12 protein-coding genes and 1 tRNA gene are annotated in these 16,397 nt (G+C 69.3%); 3 read left to right on the top strand and 10 right to left on the bottom strand.

What is annotated here, in order from left to right:
* Positions 1-113: 113 nt before the first annotated feature.
* The 10 genes from pth to J9611_RS03140 all read right to left on the bottom strand — a co-directional run bounded on the left by pth (position 114) and on the right by J9611_RS03140 (position 10,989).
* Entirely contained in the window at positions 114-701 is a 588-nt protein-coding gene (gene pth / locus J9611_RS03185) for an aminoacyl-tRNA hydrolase (protein WP_211877644.1), read from the bottom strand.
* A 156-nt stretch (positions 702-857) separates the two neighbouring features.
* Positions 858-1,436, bottom strand: coding sequence for a 50S ribosomal protein L25/general stress protein Ctc (locus tag J9611_RS03180; RefSeq protein ID WP_211877643.1), 579 nt, complete (start codon positions 1,434-1,436; stop codon positions 858-860).
* Between the two features lie 241 nt (positions 1,437-1,677).
* Entirely contained in the window at positions 1,678-2,658 is a 981-nt protein-coding gene (locus J9611_RS03175) for a ribose-phosphate diphosphokinase (RefSeq protein ID WP_211877642.1), read from the bottom strand.
* Between the two features lie 5 nt (positions 2,659-2,663).
* Positions 2,664-4,172, bottom strand: a complete 1,509-nt coding sequence (gene glmU, locus J9611_RS03170; RefSeq protein ID WP_211877641.1) for a bifunctional UDP-N-acetylglucosamine diphosphorylase/glucosamine-1-phosphate N-acetyltransferase GlmU — start codon at positions 4,170-4,172, stop codon at positions 2,664-2,666.
* 220 nt (positions 4,173-4,392) lie between these two features.
* Positions 4,393-4,464: transfer RNA gene (locus tag J9611_RS03165), tRNA-Gln, on the bottom strand.
* A 129-nt stretch (positions 4,465-4,593) separates the two neighbouring features.
* Positions 4,594-6,423, bottom strand: coding sequence for an ABC-F family ATP-binding cassette domain-containing protein (locus J9611_RS03160; RefSeq protein WP_211877640.1), 1,830 nt, complete (start codon positions 6,421-6,423; stop codon positions 4,594-4,596).
* A gap of 62 nt (positions 6,424-6,485) precedes the next feature.
* Complete coding sequence (locus tag J9611_RS03155) at positions 6,486-7,448, bottom strand: 4-(cytidine 5'-diphospho)-2-C-methyl-D-erythritol kinase (RefSeq protein ID WP_211877639.1); 963 nt, start codon at positions 7,446-7,448, stop codon at positions 6,486-6,488.
* 170 nt (positions 7,449-7,618) lie between these two features.
* The gene (gene rsmA, locus J9611_RS03150; RefSeq protein ID WP_372447751.1) at positions 7,619-8,542 is read right to left on the bottom strand and encodes a 16S rRNA (adenine(1518)-N(6)/adenine(1519)-N(6))-dimethyltransferase RsmA; all 924 of its coding nucleotides are present in this window, start codon (positions 8,540-8,542) and stop codon (positions 7,619-7,621) included.
* 102 nt (positions 8,543-8,644) lie between these two features.
* On the bottom strand, positions 8,645-9,796 hold the full coding sequence (locus J9611_RS03145; RefSeq protein WP_211877638.1) for a resuscitation-promoting factor: 1,152 nt from the start codon (positions 9,794-9,796) through the stop codon (positions 8,645-8,647).
* A 305-nt stretch (positions 9,797-10,101) separates the two neighbouring features.
* Entirely contained in the window at positions 10,102-10,989 is an 888-nt protein-coding gene (locus tag J9611_RS03140; RefSeq protein ID WP_211877637.1) for a TatD family hydrolase, read from the bottom strand.
* A gap of 226 nt (positions 10,990-11,215) precedes the next feature.
* Between J9611_RS03140 and J9611_RS03135 the strand changes: the two genes are divergently transcribed.
* From J9611_RS03135 to J9611_RS03125, 3 genes are read left to right on the top strand one after another with little or no spacing between them, the layout of a single operon-like run.
* Positions 11,216-12,352 carry an AAA family ATPase gene (locus tag J9611_RS03135; RefSeq protein WP_211877636.1) on the top strand — a complete coding sequence of 379 codons (1,137 nt, stop codon included), beginning with the start codon at positions 11,216-11,218 and terminating at the stop codon, positions 12,350-12,352.
* Between the two features lie 13 nt (positions 12,353-12,365).
* Positions 12,366-13,826 carry a DUF58 domain-containing protein gene (locus J9611_RS03130; protein WP_211877635.1) on the top strand — a complete coding sequence of 487 codons (1,461 nt, stop codon included), beginning with the start codon at positions 12,366-12,368 and terminating at the stop codon, positions 13,824-13,826.
* Positions 13,823-16,393, top strand: coding sequence for a transglutaminase TgpA family protein (locus J9611_RS03125; RefSeq protein WP_211877634.1), 2,571 nt, complete (start codon positions 13,823-13,825; stop codon positions 16,391-16,393). The genes J9611_RS03130 and J9611_RS03125 overlap by 4 nt, the downstream gene beginning before the upstream one ends.
* Positions 16,394-16,397 lie beyond the last annotated feature (4 nt).

The following is a 16,397-nucleotide window of genomic DNA, read 5'->3' as shown; positions in this document are numbered from 1 at the left end:
ATCCAAATATCCGCGCTGGGCCGCCTCAATTCCTTGCATACACCCAGTCTTAAGGACCACTGCGCGAAGTCCAGCAGGCGCGCCTTAAACCACCCAAATTGTTCAGCGCAGTCCTAGGGGGCCTTCGCGGGATGGAATTTCTGCTGGGCGGCCGGCAGGCCTTCCCGGACCAGGGCCTCGACGGCGTCCGCTGCGGAGCCGAGGAGGAAAGGCAGTTCCTTCTTCTCGGGGCCGGAGAAATCCCGCAGGACGTAGTCCGCGGTGTCCATCCGGCCCGGCGGACGCCCGACGCCTACCCTCACGCGGAGGTAGTCCTTCGTGGCCAGGGCCCTGGAAATGTCCCGCAGCCCGTTATGCCCGCCTTCACCGCCGCCGATTTTGAGTTTCACGGTGTCGAAGGGGATGTCGATCTCGTCATGCACGGCGATGACATGGCCGGGATCGATGTCGTAGAACTTCGCCAGGGCCGAGACAGGGCCGCCGGACACGTTCATGTAGCACACCGGCTTGGCGAGTACGACCCGGGGCCCGCCGATGCCGAGCCGTCCTTCGAGGACCTGGGCCCGCGATTTGTGGGACTTGAAGCGGCCGCCGGCCCGGGAGGCAAGTTCGTCGAGGACCATCTGTCCGACGTTGTGGCGGTTGTGGCTGTAGTCGGGTCCCGGGTTGCCAAGGCCTACGATCAGCCAGGTGTCGGTCATGGGTCAGTCCTTCTGGGGTCCAGGTCTGCCGCCGGCGGCGGAGACGGCGGCGGAGACAGCGGCGGAGACAGCGGCGGAGACAGCGGCCAGCCGCGTAGCGAAGACGACGGCGGCCGGGCCCCAAGAGGGACCCGGCCGCCGGAGGATCCGCCGGAACTACCCTGCTGCAGCCTCGGAGGAAGCGGCTTCGGCTTCTTCTTCAGCGGCCTCGGAGATGTTGACGACGAGGGACTCGGCGTCGGCCAGGAGGACGGCGCCCTTGGGCAGGACCAGGTCCGAAGCGTAGATGTGCTCGCCGGCGGAACGGCCTTCGATGCTCACCTCGATGGCGGTCGGCAGGTGGGTTGCCTCGGCCTCGAGCGAGATGACGGTCATTTCCTGGTTGAAGACGTTGCCGGGGGCAAGTTCGCCGGTCAGGTGAACGGGAATGTCAACCGTGACCTTCTCGCCCGTGCGGACGGTCAGGAGGTCGAGGTGCTCGATGATCTGCTTGATCGGATCGCGCTGGATGTCCTTGACCAGGGCAAGGTGCTCTTCGCCGTTGATCTCCAGGGACAGCAGGGCGTTGGCAACGCGGACGGCCAGCGTGGTGGACTTGGCCGGCAGGGTGATGTGGATCGGCTCTGCGCCGTGGCCGTAGATGACGGCCGGGATCAGGCCGGCCATGCGTGCGCGGCGTGCATAGCCCTTGCCGAATTCGGTGCGGACTTCTGCTGCGAGCTTCTGCTCAGACATGTGTATCTCCTCATGGAACGAACGGTGTTCAGCAAGGGCGGAGGTCTGTTGCGACCTTCAACGCCGGGTGGCCGTGCGGCCGCCCTTCCGAAGGGAGATTCAGACCCAGTCGATAACGGAGACCAGCAGTCCGGTTTCCCGTGTATACGGTTTCCCGGTGCTCTCCCTCGCCAAGGTATCGGAACGAGTTTACCAGCGTCGGGCCCGGTTCCTGAAACCGGGCCCGGTCCGGACGGAGGTACTAGGCGTTGCCGTCGAACAGGCTGGTGACGGAGCCGTCGTCGAACACTTCACGGATGGCACGGGCGATCAGCGGCGCGATGGACAGCACCGTGAGTTGCGGGAAACGCTTGTCGGCGGCGATCGGCAGGGTGTTGGTGACAACAACCTCGCGGGCCCCGGATTCCGAAAGCCGCTGGGCGGCAGGATCGGAGAAGACGGCGTGCGTTGCCGCGATGATGACATCCTTGGCTCCGGCGTTCATCAGGACCTGGACCGCGCCTGAAATGGTTCCGCCGGTGTCGATCATGTCATCGATCAGGACACAGGTGCGGCCCTGGATCTGGCCCACCACGGTCTTGGAGACGGCCTGGTTCGGCACCGTCAGGTCGCGGCTCTTGTGGACGAACGCCAGCGGCGCCCCGCCGAGCCGCTCGGCCCACTGCTCGGCGACGCGGACCCGGCCGGTATCCGGGGACACGACGGTGATGTTGTCCGAACCCACCCGGGTCCGGATGTACTCCGCCAGCAGCGGGATGGCCATGAGGTGGTCCACCGGGCCGTCGAAGAAGCCCTGGATCTGCGAGGTGTGCAGGTCCACGCTCATGATGCGGTCGGCGCCGGCGGTCTTGTACAGATCGGCGATGAGCCGTGCCGAGATCGGCTCGCGGCCGCGGCCCTTCTTGTCCTGGCGGGCGTAGGGGTAGAACGGCGACACCACGGTGATCCGCTTGGCTGAGGCCCGCTTCAGCGAATCGATCATGATCAGCTGCTCCATGAGCCAGTTGTTCAGCGGGGCCGGGTGCGCCTGGATGACGAAGGCGTCGGTGCCGCGCACGCTCTCGCCGGCCCGGACGTAGATCTCGCCGTTGGCAAAGTCGTAGGCGTCCAGGGGCAGCAGCTCGGTTCCCAGCTCCTTGGCGATTTCCTTCGCCAGCTCCGGGTGTGCGCGCCCGGCGGCAAGCACCAGCTTCTTCTCGCCGCGTGCCGTAATTTCGCTCATTGTTGCTAGCCCTCTTCTGTCGGTGCCGGAGTATGGGACGTTGTGGGAGCAGCTGCCTTGGAACCGGCCGCCGCGGCCAGCGCGGCGGAGATCGTGCCGGGGCGTTTTGCGATGACCCAGCCTTCCGTGTTGCGCTGTTCGGCCAGGGACAGGGCCAGGGCGCCGGCGGGGACATCGTGGCGGATCACGGCCCCGGCACCGCTGTAGGCGCCGTCGCCGAGCCGTACCGGGGCGACGAAGACGGTATTGGAGCCGGTGCGCACACCGGAGCCGATGACGGTCCGGTGCTTCTTGTCGCCGTCGTAGTTGGCCGTGATGTTGCCGCAGCCGATGTTGGTGTCTTCGCCGATCTCGGCGTCGCCGGCATAGCCGAGGTGCGAGAGCTTGGAGCCGCGGCCGATGGTGACGTTCTTGGTCTCGTAGAAGGCGCCGATCTTGCCGGTCTCGCCCAGGACTGTGCCGGGGCGCAGGTACGTGAACGGGCCGACGCTGGCCTTCGCGCCGATCGTCGCACCTGTTCCGTGGGTGCGGACCACCGTGGCGCCCTCGCCGACGTGGACGTCGGTCAGGGTCGTGTCCGGGCCGACGACGGCGTCCCGGGCGACGGTGGTGGCGCCGTGCAGTTGGGTGTTGGGGAGCAGGCGGACGTCCTCGTCCAGGGTGACCGTGGCATCGATCCAGGTGGTCGCCGGATCAACGACGGTGACGCCGGACCGCATCCAGGCCTCGACCGTGCGCCGGTTGTGTTCGGCGCCGAGCGCCGCAAGCTGGACCCGGTCGTTGGCGCCTTCAACCTGCCAGCGGTCTTCCGTGACGACGGCGGCGACGCGGCCGCCGGCGGCGCGCGCGAGGCCCAGGACGTCGGTGAGGTACTTCTCGCCCTGGGCGTTGTCGGTGGTGACGTGCCCGAGCGAGCCGCGCAGCACGGCGGCGTCGAAGGCGTAAATTCCGGAGTTGATCTCCCGGATCGCGCGTTCGGCTTCCGTGGCGTCCTTGTGCTCGCGGATGCCCGTCACCGTTCCGTCCGCCGCGCGGAGGATGCGGCCGTACCCGGTGGCGTCGTCCAGGACGGCGGTGAGGACGGTGACGGCGTTGGCGTCCGCCTCGTGGGTGGCCACCAGCTCGGCCAGCAGCGCCCCGGTGAGCAGGGGGACGTCGCCATAGGTGACCACGACGGTTCCGCTGAGCGGACCGCGGGAGTCAAAGGCGTCGAGCGCATCGAGCGCCTCGAGGGCGGCCTCCACGGCGCGGCCCGTGCCGGGCACGTCGTCCTGGTCAACGATCAGGGCGTCGGGGTCGAGGGCGGCGACGTGCGAGGCCACGAGGTCGCGTTCGTGCCGGACCACGAGCGCCAGCTCACGCGGCGCAATGGTGCGGGCCGCCGCCAGTGCGTGGCCGATCAGGGAACGGCCGCCGATCTCGTGGAGAATCTTCGGCGTACGGGACTTCATCCGGGTACCGGCACCTGCCGCTAGGACGATTACGGCGGCTGGGCCGGAATTCTCGGGGCTCACGTACGGGCTCTCCTTGCTCTGTGGCGTGCTCAACGACCTGCCCAGTGCCTGTGCTCGGTCTGTGTTGCTCCGCGGCCCAGGGCCGGTGGTACACCCCGGTTGCCGGTTCCGCCCGGCAATGTCCGGACCGGAATCCGGCCACGGCAACAGATTCATCCTACTTGACTCCGGCAGGACCCTGCCCGCCGGGTGTCCTCCCGGACCCATTGCCCCACGAGTGTTCCGCCCATAGGACTCGAACCTATACTCCACGGCTCCAAAGGCCGGGGTGCTGCCATTACACCAGGGCGGACCGTGCCCGGGCGCATCGCCCGTGGCACGAGAACCAATTCTGCCACATAGTTCTGCCCCGCCTGAGCCACACCGTCCCGCCCTCGGGCAGCAGCAGCTGGCAGCAGGCAGCAGCAGGCAGGGCCGGCCCTTACTCGCCCAGGACCTCGAGGGCTTCGAGCCATTCGAGTTCGAGGGATTCGCGTTCGCCGGCGAGGGCCTTGAGCTTCTTGTTGAGTTCCGGGAGCTGCCCGGCAGCCGCCGGATCGGCGGCCGCCGTCGTCATCTGGGTATGGATCTTGTCTTCCTGCTGTTTGATCTTGCCCAGCTGGCGGTCGATCCGGTTCTTGGCCTTGCGGGCGTCGCGTTTCTCCGCTTCGGAGGGTCCGGAGACTGCTGCGGCCGGGGCGGAGCTTGCCGCCGTCACGGGGTTTCCGCCGCCGGTGATCGTGGAACCGGCCAGCGTCCCTTCGCGCAGTTCCAGGTACTGGTCGACGCCGCGGGGCAGGGCCCGGATCTTGCCGTCGCCCAGCAACGCCATCTGGTGGTCGGTGACACGTTCGAGCAGGTACCGGTCGTGGCTGACGACGACGAGCGTGCCCGGCCAGCCGTCCAGCACGTCCTCCACGGCGGCCAGGGTGTCGGTGTCGAGGTCGTTGGTCGGCTCGTCGAGCATCAGCACGTTCGGCTCCCCCACCAGCAGGCGCAGCAGCTGCAGCCGGCGGCGTTCGCCACCGGAGAGGTCCTTGACCGGGGTCCACTGCTTCTCGTTGGTGAAGCCCAGCTGTTCCACGAGCTGGCCGGCACTGAATTCCTTGCCGCCCACGTTGAAGGAACGCTTTTCGCGCTCGATCACTTCGATGACGCGCAGGTCCGAGACGTCGTCGAGCTCCTTGACCTCCTGGGTCAGCACCGCGGTGACAACCGTCTTGCCGCGCTTGACGTTCCCCGAGCTGGGCTGGATCTCGCCGTTGAGCAGCTTCAGCAGGGTGGTCTTGCCGGCGCCGTTGACGCCGACCAGGCCCATCCGCTCGCCCGGCGCGAGCCGCAGCGTGATGTTGTCGAAGAGTTTCTGGCCCGGGTCGCCGCCCAAAAAGTCCAGCGAGACGTTCTCCAGGTCCAGCACGTCCTTTCCGAGCCGGGCCGTGGCCATCTTGCTCAGCGCCATCGAGTCACGCGGTTCCGGGACGTCGGCGATCAGTTCGTTGGCTGCCTCGATGCGGAATTTGGGCTTGGCCGTGCGGGCCGGGGCGCCGCGGCGCAGCCAGGCGAGCTCTTTCTTGACGAGCTGCTGGCGCTTGCTCTCCACGACGGAGGCAGAGCGGTCGCGTTCGGCGCGGGCCAGCACATAGGCGGCGTACCCGCCGTCGAACGGGTCCATGATGCCGTCGTGGATTTCCCAGGTCTTGGTGCAGACCTCGTCGAGGAACCAGCGGTCGTGGGTGACGACGAGGAAGGCGCCCTGGTTGGCCCGCCAGCGGGTCTTCAGGTGCCGGGACAGCCATGCGACGCCTTCGACGTCGAGGTGGTTGGTGGGCTCGTCGAGCATGATGACGTCATGGTCCTCGATCAGCAGCTTGGCCAGCGCCACGCGCCGCTTCTGCCCGCCGGAGAGCGCGTGGACGTTGGCGTGCCAGTCGACGTCGGACACGAGTCCGCCCATGACTTCGCGGATCTGGGGGTTGCGGGCCCATTCGTAGTCGGCCTGGTCACCGACGATCGCGGCGCCGACGGTGAGGTCGCCGTCGAGCACGTCGCTCTGGTCCAGGTATCCGATGTTCACTTCGCTGCGTTTGGTCACCCGGCCGGTGTCCGGGGTGGACCGCATCGCGAGCAGGCGCATCAGGGTCGACTTGCCGTCACCGTTGCGGCCCACCATGCCGATCCGGTCGCCCTCTTCAAGGCCGAGGGTAATGCCATCGAGGACGGTACGGGTTGCATACGAGACCGTGAGGTTCTCGCCGCCGAGCAGGTGTGCCACTGGGAACTGCTTTCTTCGTTATTTTCGACAGGTTATTTGTCGACAGACTTGGGTCAAAGCTATTAAAGGAGCGTATCGGAGATGATGCGCGCCCCGTGCACCGGGCCGTGGACGGCGATGGCATCGAGGCCGTGGTGGCGGAGGTCCTCGGCCAGCCCGGCGGCCGCGGCGGGGCTATGCGTGAGGAAGGCCACGGTGGGGCCGGAACCGGAGACGATTCCGGCGATCGCCCCGCAGGATTCGCCCAGTCCCACGGTGTCCCGCAGCCCGGGCGCCAGCTCGATCGAGGCGCGCTGGAGGTCGTTGACGAGGACCCGGCTCAGGGCGTCGGCGTCCCCGCCGCGCAGCGCCTTGAGGATCCGCGGATCCACGCCGGTGGGTTCCTCGATCGCGGCGCCTTCTGCCGTGCGCAGCCGGTCCAGGGTCCGGTACACCTCAGGGGTGGGCAGGCCGAAGCCGGCCGCGACCAGGACCCAGTCCGTCTGGGCCTTGACGAGCGCCGGCGAGAGTTCATCGCCCAGGCCCAGTCCGACGGCGGTTCCGCCCAGGAGCGAGAACGGCACGTCGGCGCCGAGTTCGGCGGCCAGGTGCGCAAGCTCGTCGCGGGAGAGCCCGCTGTTCCACAGCGCGTCGCAGGCGAGCAGGGTCGCGGCCGCGTCGGCCGAGCCTCCGCCCATGCCCCCGGCGACGGGCACCCGCTTAGTGATTTCGAGGTGGACACCGGTGGCGTGTTCCGAGACGTCGGCCATGATGGCCGCCGCCCTGTAGGCCAGGTTGCGTTCGTCGAGGGGGATGTCCACGTCGTCGAGGTCCAGGGTGCTGGCGGGGCTGATGCTGACCGTTATTGCGCCGTTTTCCGTGCTCGTGGCCGCGACTTCCTCGTAGAGGGATACGGCCAGGTATACGCTCGCCACGGAATGGTAGCCGTCCGCGCGCAACGGTCCGACGTCCAGGGAGACGTTGACTTTGCCGGGGGCCTTGACCCGGACGGTCCTCGCGGCAAAGCGCCCTCTCACTGCGTTCATGGCTACACGCTATGGCATGGCGTGCCCGGGTCCAAGCGTGGGCCCCGGCCGGGGCGGTGCGCGCCCTGGGCGCTGCGCGGCGCTGCTGCCTATAGCTGGGGCGCTGCGGCGTCCAGGTGCGGCGCCGCGGCGCTGCGGCGCGGTGCTCAGGCCGGTGCTCAGGGCGGTGCTCAGGCCCCGGGCCGGGCGTGCGCTTCGGCGATCCTGGCAAAGGCCGCGATGTCGATCACTTCGCCGCGGGCGGTGGGGTCGACGCCGGCGGCCCGCAGGCAGCGTTCGGCCTCGGCGGCGCTTCCGGCCCAGCCCGCGAGCGCGGCACGCAGGGTCTTGCGGCGCTGCGCGAAGGCCGCATCGATGACGGCAAAGACCTGTTGCCGGGTGGCGGAGGTGACCGGGGGTTCCCGGCGGGTGAACGCGACGAGGCCGGAGTGGATCTTGGGTGCCGGCCAGAAGACGTTCATGCCGATCACGCCGGCCTTGCGCATGCTGGAATACCAGGCGGCCTTGACCGAGGGGACCCCGTAGGTCTTGGACCCGGGGCCGGCCGCGAGCCGGTCGGCGACCTCGTCCTGGACCATGACCAGGCCGTGGCGGAGGCTGGGGAAGTGCTGCAGGAGATGCAGGACCACCGGGACGGCAACGTTGTAGGGAAGATTCGCCACGAGCGCGGTGGGTTCCACCGGGAGGTCCGTGACCTTCATGGCGTCGGCCAGGACGAGGTGGAAGTTACCGGCGGCGCCGGGCCGCCACTGGCTGACCGTGTCCGGGAGCCTGGCGGCGAGGACCGGATCGATTTCGACGGCGACCACGGACCGGGCGGCATCCAGCAGGCCCAGGGTCAGCGATCCGAGTCCGGGGCCGACTTCGAGGACCGTTTCCCCGGCGTGGATATCGGCGGCGGCGACGATCCGCCGGATGGTGTTGCCGTCAATGACGAAGTTCTGGCCCAGCGTCTTGGTGGGACGTACTCCGATTTCCTCGGCCAGCCGGCGGATGTCGGAGGCGCCCATGAGCGGTGCGGGCGCACTGCCAGGCGCCGTTTCGGACGTAGCGCCGGGCGCGGCGCCGGGCGCGGAGGGAGTCGGTTCAGTCACCTAGGTATCCTATCCCTTTGCCGGGCACCGCGGCCGTGGTCAGCCGCCGCGGAAGCCGTTGCCGGACTGGGCCGGAGGAACCGTTGCCGGCTCCCGGCTCTTCTAGCGGGAGGCGGCCCAGCCGCAGCCCCAGGGTCCGAGGCCGCGCTGCGCGTAGACCCGGTTGGCGATGTCGATCTGCTGTGCCTTGGAAGCAAGGCTGGCGTTCGGGGCGTACGCGCCTCCGCCGGAGCCGAGCCAGGTCTGGACGTCGAACTGCAGGCCGCCGTAGTAGCCGTTGCCGTTGTTGATGGACCAGTTGCCGGTGGACTCGCACTGGGCGATCTTGTCCCACATGGCTTCGTTCATCATCCCCGGGGCTGCAGCGCCGGTGTTGGCTTCGGCCGCAGGCTTGGGCTTCTCCTTGGTGCCGACCGTGACCTTCTCGGTGACCGGCTGGACGGTGACGGTCTCTGAGACCAGGGTCCGGGACGCTTCGCGGCCGTCCACCAGGACCAGCTTGAAACTCTTGTTCGTGGTGCCGGCCACACCGGCCTGGGTGACGGTCTTTTCGCCCTTGATCAGATCGGCGCTTTCGGTGGTGAGGGTTTCAAAGGGGACCGCCTCGGTGGCGCCGGCCGTCTGGCTGGCGTCGACGCGGGAAACCTTGATGACCATGTCGCCGACCACCGGGGCATTGCCGGGCTGCGAGGTGCGGTCGCCCGCTCCCAGCGAGATGCCGGCGTCAGCAAGCACCTGGGACACGGTGGCCGCCGTCGTGGTGGCCGTGGTGGCCTTGCCGTCCGCGACGATGCTGACGGTCTTTGGCGTGGAGATGGCAACAAAGGAACCGGACACGGACAGCTGGGCGTCCTTCGGGACGGACACTTCCGAGGCGCTGGCCACGCCGAGTTCCGTCACGAGGGCCTCGACGTTGGGCGAGGTGGTGTTGATGGTCCGCTCCGCGCCGTCCAGGCTGACCTTGACGGCCTTGGCGAGGTTGACGTTGATGACGGACCCGTCCTGCACATGGGAGTCTGCCGCAGGCGAAACCCTGTCGGCGGGCTGCAGTTCAACCTTGGCACCCTTGACCACCTGGCCGACGGTGCCGCCGAAGGTCTGGACGGAGCTCACTTTCCCGTCGACGTTGAGGGTGACTGTCTTGTTGTTGCCGACGAAGGCCACGAGGCCGAGCACGAGTGCCACCAGCACTACGAACTGGCCGCCGACCTTGACAAAGCTGAACTTGCCGTCCGATGTGAAGAACTTGACCACGATTGCCCTTATCTCTTGGACCGTCCGGGCACGGGGAAAAGCGCACGGAACCGCCAGTCGCGAACGCCCCCAGGGCAGCTCCGGAACGGGTCCGGCTGTTCGCGGCAGGTGCGTGCACTGCCACACTCACAAACGAGAGCGCGCATGTGGTTTGTCTGCCACGATGCGCGCCCTGCTGGAGTGAAATTATCCGAAGGCCTTCCCCGACCCCGGCTATTAGTTGTCCACTGTAACCGTAGCGTTATAAAGCGCCAAGGATTTGTGCATACCCGGTATGGCCTTCAAGTGCCCGCAGACCGCGTTTTTCAGTCCCAGGATCCGTATGCCTGCACCGTATTTCCAGCGATTTGGGCACACAGTGCGGAGAGCTCCGCTCCGGTCAAGTCCGCCATGGCCCGGACCGTGTACGGGACCATGTAACTCGCGTTCGGACGTCCGCGGTGCGGATGCGGCGTGAGGAACGGGGCGTCGGTCTCGACGAGGATCCGCTCCGGCACGGCGATCGCCAGCGCGGAGCGGAGATCGGAGGCGTTCTTGAACGTCAGGGTTCCGGCGAAGGACATGTACCAGCCCTCCTGGTTGCAGGTCCTGGCCAGCTCCTCCCCGCCCGAGAAGCAGTGGAATACGACCCGCTCGGGAGCCCCCTCCTCGCGCAGCACCTGCACCACGTCGTCGTGGGCATCCCGGTCATGGATCTGCAGGGTCAGTCCGAGCCGCTTGGCAATATCGATATGGCGGCGGAAGGAATACCGCTGGTGCGCCAGCCCCTCCCCCTCAGTCCGGAAAAAATCCAGGCCGGTTTCCCCGATGGCCCGGATCCGCGGGTGCGAGGCCAGTGCCTCGATCTCCGTCAAAGCGTCCTCCAGTTCCCCGCGCGCCGCGTATTCCGGCGCATCGTTGGGATGAATCGCGACGGCGCCCAGCAGCCGCGGGTCCAGATCGACGGCCTGGACGGTGAACCTGGAGGATTTCAGGTCGCACCCCACCTGCACGGCACCCCGGACTCCCACGGCCTCGGCGGCGTCGAGGGCAGCCTTGATGCCGACCGTGGGCTCCGCTCCGGGGAAATCCAGATGCGTGTGGTTGTCCATGACGGGAACGGGCAGGGGGGCGGGCGCCGGCGGATAGCCGTGGCGCCCGGTGCCGTCGGTGCCGGGCGCGCGGAACGGGAGGGGGGTAACGGGGATGTCCATCCTCCTACCTTATTCCCGCCCGTTCCTGACCCGGCCGCGGCGGCCCGGCGGGCCTCCGGCCCGGCGGGCCTCCCGTCCGGCGGCCGGCCCGAGAATTACGCGGAACTCTCTGTCAGCCCCGGCAGTTGTGTTAGTAGTCTGTTAGGAACACAGGCGAACACCCGATGAGGGGCCCGGCAGACGGCGCCGATCCGTCCCGGGACCCACCAGGGCTGAAAGGTTGCCGATGGACTACCACCGCACCTCCGTAGACGAAGTCTTCCGCAGGGGCCAGGACTTCACGGACCGCCCCGCCGTGGAAAAATCCGCAGCAGCACTGCGGACCGTGCCACAACTGCCGGCCGCCATGGACGCCCAGGCGTTCCACGGCGCCAGCGAGCGCATCCTCACTGCCATTAACACGGTGATCGACGGCAAGGCCGAAGCCGCCAGGCTGGCCCTCACGGTGCTGCTGGCCCAGGGGCACCTCCTGCTCGAAGACGTCCCCGGCGTCGGCAAGACGCTGCTGGCCAAGACCCTGGCCCGCAGCATCGACTGTACGGTGAGCCGGATCCAGTTCACCCCGGATCTGCTGCCCTCCGATGTCACGGGCGTGTCCATCTATGACCAGGCGTCCAGGACGTTCCAGTTCCGGCCCGGCGCCGTGTTTGCCAATATCGTGATCGGCGACGAAATCAACCGTGCCTCCGCCAAGACCCAGTCGGCCCTGCTGGAGTGCATGGAGGAGCACCAGGTCACCGTTGACGGCAAGTCCTACAGGCTGGACGAGCCTTTCATGGTGGTGGCAACGCAGAATCCCATCGAGATGGAGGGCACCTACCCGCTTCCGGAGGCGCAACGGGACCGTTTCATGGCCCGGATCTCAATGGGGTATCCCGACAAGGAGTCCGAGATGGAAATGCTCGAGACCCATCAGGCAACGTCGCCGCTGACCCGGGTGACCGCCGTCGTCACCGCCGCGGAAGTGGCCTCCATGATCGCCACCGTGCAGCAGGTCTACGTGTCCAAGCCGATCAAGGACTACACGGTATCCCTCGGGCGCGCCACGCGCGAGAGCGGGATGCTCCGGCTGGGCGCGAGTCCCCGGTCCATGCTGCAGCTGCTGCGCGCCGCCAAGGCCACCGCCGCCCTCGCGGGACGGGACTTTGTCCTGCCGGACGACGTCGTCAGCGTCGCCGAAGCCGTCCTGGCCCACCGGATCATCCTCGACCGGAAAGCCGTCAGCACGGGCGAAACGCCCCAAAGCGTCATCCGGTCCGTCCTGGCCAGGATCCCGGTCAGCCCCGAGGCGGCGGCGCCGCCCCCGGCCGGCCGTGCCGGCCGTGGCATGGTGGAGCCCCCGCCGTTGCCGAACCGCCGCTAGGATCGGCTCCGCCATGTCATTCATGGATCGGTTCCCACGGCACATCTTCAGCACGCGCGGCTGGGGCCTGCTCACGGCGGGCGCCGTGTCCCTGCTGGGCGCGCAGGTGATGGGACGCCGTGACCTGCTGGCGCTGGCTGGCCTGCTGATCCTCCTGCCGCTGGTGTCACTGGCCGGGACGCGCGTGCTTAAGCCGCGGTTTCAGGTCTACCGGGAGTTCAACCCGGCCACGGTCGACACCGCGGCGGCGACGACGGTCCGGCTCGCCGTCGCCCGGACCGGCGCCGGGTCCGGCCAGGCAGTCATGGAAGAGCATCTGCCGGCCAGGCTGGGGGAATCCCCCGCTTTCCGGTTCCCGGCACGCTCGGCCGTGGGCGGCACGAGCCGCTACGAATACCATTTACGGTCCCGGCAGCGCGGCCAGTTCCTGATCGGGCCGGTCACGGCCGAATTCAGCGACCCCTTCGGGCTGTCCCTGCACCGCCACGCCATAGACGACGGCGACATCCTCACCGTGACGCCCGCCGCCGTCGAACTGCCCGCAACCGGCCTCGCCGGCGCCCGGGGCAACGATGGCGTCACGGCCACGCGGATCCGCGCCAATCCCAGCGACGACGACGTCATGACCCGCGAATACCGTCACGGCGACCCGATGCGCCGGGTGCACTGGGCCGCGACGGCACGCCACGGAACACTCATGGTCCGCCAGGAGGAATCGGTCACCACCCCGGAAGCGACCATCATCCTGGACCAGCGTCTCGCGGCTTTTTCCCGCGGCGCACATCCGCATGGCGCACATCCGCATGGCGGGGCTCCTGTGCATGACGGGGCTCCGGACGGCCACGAACTGGTCACCAGCGACGCGTTCGAGTGGGCCGTGACGGCGGCGGTCTCGGTCAGCACGCATCTTTCGGAGCGCAACTACGCGCTGCGGTTCCTCGACACCGCCGGCGCCCCGGCGTTCCTGCAGTCGGCGTCGGCTCCCGACCCCGAGGCCGAGGAGTACATCGGCGCCTCCGGGCTGCAGTCCGTGGCCGAGAGCCTGGCCGCGATCCAGCTCTCCGGCCCCCACCTGCCCCGCAGGGAACTCAACGGAGGGTTCCGGCGGGGTGCCCCCGCCGCGGCGCAGGGCGGCCCGCAGCCTTTTGATGACAGGCTCATGGACAAGCTGTCCGCCCACCGGCTGCGCGGGCCCCTCCTGGCGATCCTGGGACGACTCTCGCTGGCCGAGGCCCAGGCCCTGTCCCCCGCCGCCGGCTTCGGGGCGAATGCCTTTGCCCTCGTGGTCACGGACCGGGCCGAGGAGTCCGGCGAGGTCCTCGAGGCGTTGCGTCTCGGCGGCTGGCGGGCCCTGGCCGTCTCCGCCTCGACGGCGCTGCCTGCGGCGTGGTCGGCGTTCGACCGGGACGACGAGGACTACCCGCAGATGTTCCCGGCCGCCGATGACCGCCGCGGCACAGGGGGCCGGCGATGACCCTGTCGGCGCAGCGCAGCACCGGCGCTTCCGGGCCTGGCACGCGGGACCGGCCGGGCCCCGGCCTCCCGCCCAGCTATGAAGGGGCCGGCGCGCAGCCGTGGGCGGCGGGCCTGGCCGTCGCCGTCGCCGTCGCCGGTGCGGCCCTTGGACTCAACGGAGTGTTGCGGGGCTGGGCGTGGTACTCCCCCGTTTTCACCACGGTCATCGCCGTCGCCTTTGCCCTAGCAGCGCTCCGGGCGCTGCGGCTCCGCACCGTGGTGGTGGCTGCCGGCGGCGGCGCCGCGCTCATCCTGGTCCTGACGTTCACCTTCTTCCGGCGCCACAGCATGGCGGGGTTCATTCCTTCGCCGGACACCATGGACCAGCTCGGGAAGTTCCTGCGCAGGGCCAGCGAAACGGTCCTGGCCGAAAGCTCCCCGGTGGCCCCCAACGCCGGAATCGTCATGGTGATTTGCGCGGTCCTGGGGCTGATGGTGATTCTCGTGGACGTCCTGGCCTTCCCGCTGGCCTTGCCGGCCACCAGCGGGCTCGGGATCGTCGCCATCCTGGTGGTGCCGGCCATCATCAAACCGCAGAGCGTCGGGATCCTGGGCTTCGCCGGCGCGGCCGTGGGCTACCTGCTGGTTCTCGGATGCAGCCAGTGGTTCTCCCCGGATCCCCGCACCCGGGCCGACACCGCCCGGAATCCGGGCCAGTTCAGGCGCGCCGCCCTGACCGGCGCCGTGGCACTGGGCCTGACGCTGCTGCTGCCGCTGGCCATTCCCGGCTTCGACAAGGGAACCTTCCCCCAGGGCTCGCGGCTGAACCCCTTTGGTGCGGCCAGCGGGCTCAACCCCATGATCAGCCTGGGCAACAGCCTGCGCAGTTCCGCCGGCACCGGCCGGATCACCTATGCCACGAACGCGCCGACCACCCCCTATCTGCGGTCCGTGACCGTGGACAGCTTCGAGGGTGACCTGTGGGGGCCCGATGACCGCCAGTCCACCCGGCGCCTGGGCACCGGAAGGATGGACTCCGGACTGGAGCTGGCCGCGACGGAACTGCGGGTGGTCACGGCCGTCGACACGGGCCAGTTCACGAGCCCCTACCTCCCCGCACCGTATGCCCCCGAAGCGGTCAACGGACTCACCGGCCGGTGGAGCTGGGATCCGGCCACGCTCAGCGTCAAGGGAGTCGACACCAATTCCCGCGACCAGCAGTACGTGGTCCTCTCCGTCACCCCCCGGCTCACGCCCGAGCTGCTGGCGCAGTCCTCGGCCCCGGCGCAGGGGATACCGGACCAGTTCACCCGGCAGCCGGACAACGTTCCGGAGATCGTGCGGAAGACGGCCGATTCCGTGACCGCCGGTGACGCCACGCCGTATGCGAAGGCGATGGCCCTCCAGCAGTACCTGCGCTCGGGCGAGTTCGGCTATTCCCTGCAGTCCCCGGTGCAGGGCGGCTACGACGGCAACGGCCTGTCCGTGCTGGCGGACTTTCTCACCCAGAAAAGCGGGTACTGCATCCATTTCGCTTCCGCCATGGCCGTGATGGCCAGGCTTGAGGGAATCCCCAGCCGCATCGCCGTCGGCTACGCCCCGGGCCGGCCGACCGGCGCCACCGTGTCCATCGCCGGGCAGGGGCCGCTGCCCGAATTCGAGGTCGACTCCCGTGATGCCCATGCCTGGCCGGAGCTGTACTTCCAGGGCCTCGGCTGGGTCGCCTTCGAACCGACGCCGTCCCGGGGCCTGGTCCCGGCCTACGCCACCGGACCCTCGACGTCCGGCGGCGCCAGCACCAACGAATTCAATGACGGCCTGATTCCCAAGGAGAAGACCACCCCGGCGCCGGCGCCCGGCGCGGTCCCCGTGCCGCTCCCGGGCGGCGCAGCAGGGGCAGCCGGCAGCCCCCTGGTGACGGCACTGTACACCGCCGTGGCGCTCCTCCTGCTGGGGCTGCTGGGGGCCTCGCCCCGGTTGGCTCGCCGCGGCCGCCGGCGGCGCCGGCTCGGGAGCGCGGGCCGTGACGGCCCGGCGGCACGTGCGGCAGTCCTGGCCTGGGCGGAGCTGCGGGACCTGGCCGCGGATTACGGAGTGGCGCCCCGGTCCAGCGAGACGCCCCGGCACTTCGCCGAGCGGCTGCGCGGCCCGGCGGCGCTCGGAGAACCGGACGGCACCGACGCGCCAGGACACCGGGCCGTGGCCTCCCTGACCGAGGACTTTGAACGCCACGAATACGGCCGCCCGGCCGCCGTCCCCGCCACGGCTGCGCGTCCCGACGGTGGTGCGGGTCCCGACGGCGGTGCGCGTCCCGACGGCGGTGCGCGTCCCGACGGCGGTGCGGGCAGCGCCACCGGGTCCGCCGCCGCCCGGATCGCCCTGGTGCAGGCCGCGCTGGCGGCCAACGCGACGCCCTGGGCGCGTTTCCGCGCGGCCTGGCTGCCGCCGTCGGTCCTGTCCGCCTGGCGGCGTTCGGCCGGATCCGCCGTCCGTGCCGTCTCGGACACGGCAAAGCGCACCCGGCGCGGCGCCGCGGATTCCTGGTTGAGGATCCGCGACGCCGTCCGCCGGGTGCGCCGGAGTTAGCCGG

The organism is Pseudarthrobacter albicanus, from assembly GCF_018224015.1.
Classification (GTDB): domain Bacteria; phylum Actinomycetota; class Actinomycetes; order Actinomycetales; family Micrococcaceae; genus Arthrobacter; species Arthrobacter albicanus.
Note: the sequence above shows the minus strand (reverse complement) of the source record. Positions and strands in the feature narration are given on the sequence as shown.

Excerpts from the sequence above, each read along its gene's own strand:
- pth (WP_211877644.1), bottom strand. The coding sequence starts at position 701 with ATGACCGACACCTGGCTGATCGTAGGCCTTGGCAACCCGGGACCCGAC.
- J9611_RS03180 (WP_211877643.1), bottom strand. The coding sequence starts at position 1,436 with ATGTCTGAGCAGAAGCTCGCAGCAGAAGTCCGCACCGAATTCGGCAAG.
- J9611_RS03175 (WP_211877642.1), bottom strand. The coding sequence starts at position 2,658 with ATGAGCGAAATTACGGCACGCGGCGAGAAGAAGCTGGTGCTTGCCGCC.
- J9611_RS03155 (WP_211877639.1), bottom strand. The coding sequence starts at position 7,448 with ATGAACGCAGTGAGAGGGCGCTTTGCCGCGAGGACCGTCCGGGTCAAG.
- J9611_RS03140 (WP_211877637.1), bottom strand. The coding sequence starts at position 10,989 with ATGGACATCCCCGTTACCCCCCTCCCGTTCCGCGCGCCCGGCACCGAC.
- J9611_RS03135 (WP_211877636.1), top strand. The coding sequence starts at position 11,216 with ATGGACTACCACCGCACCTCCGTAGACGAAGTCTTCCGCAGGGGCCAG.
- J9611_RS03130 (WP_211877635.1), top strand. The coding sequence starts at position 12,366 with ATGTCATTCATGGATCGGTTCCCACGGCACATCTTCAGCACGCGCGGC.
- J9611_RS03125 (WP_211877634.1), top strand. The coding sequence starts at position 13,823 with ATGACCCTGTCGGCGCAGCGCAGCACCGGCGCTTCCGGGCCTGGCACG.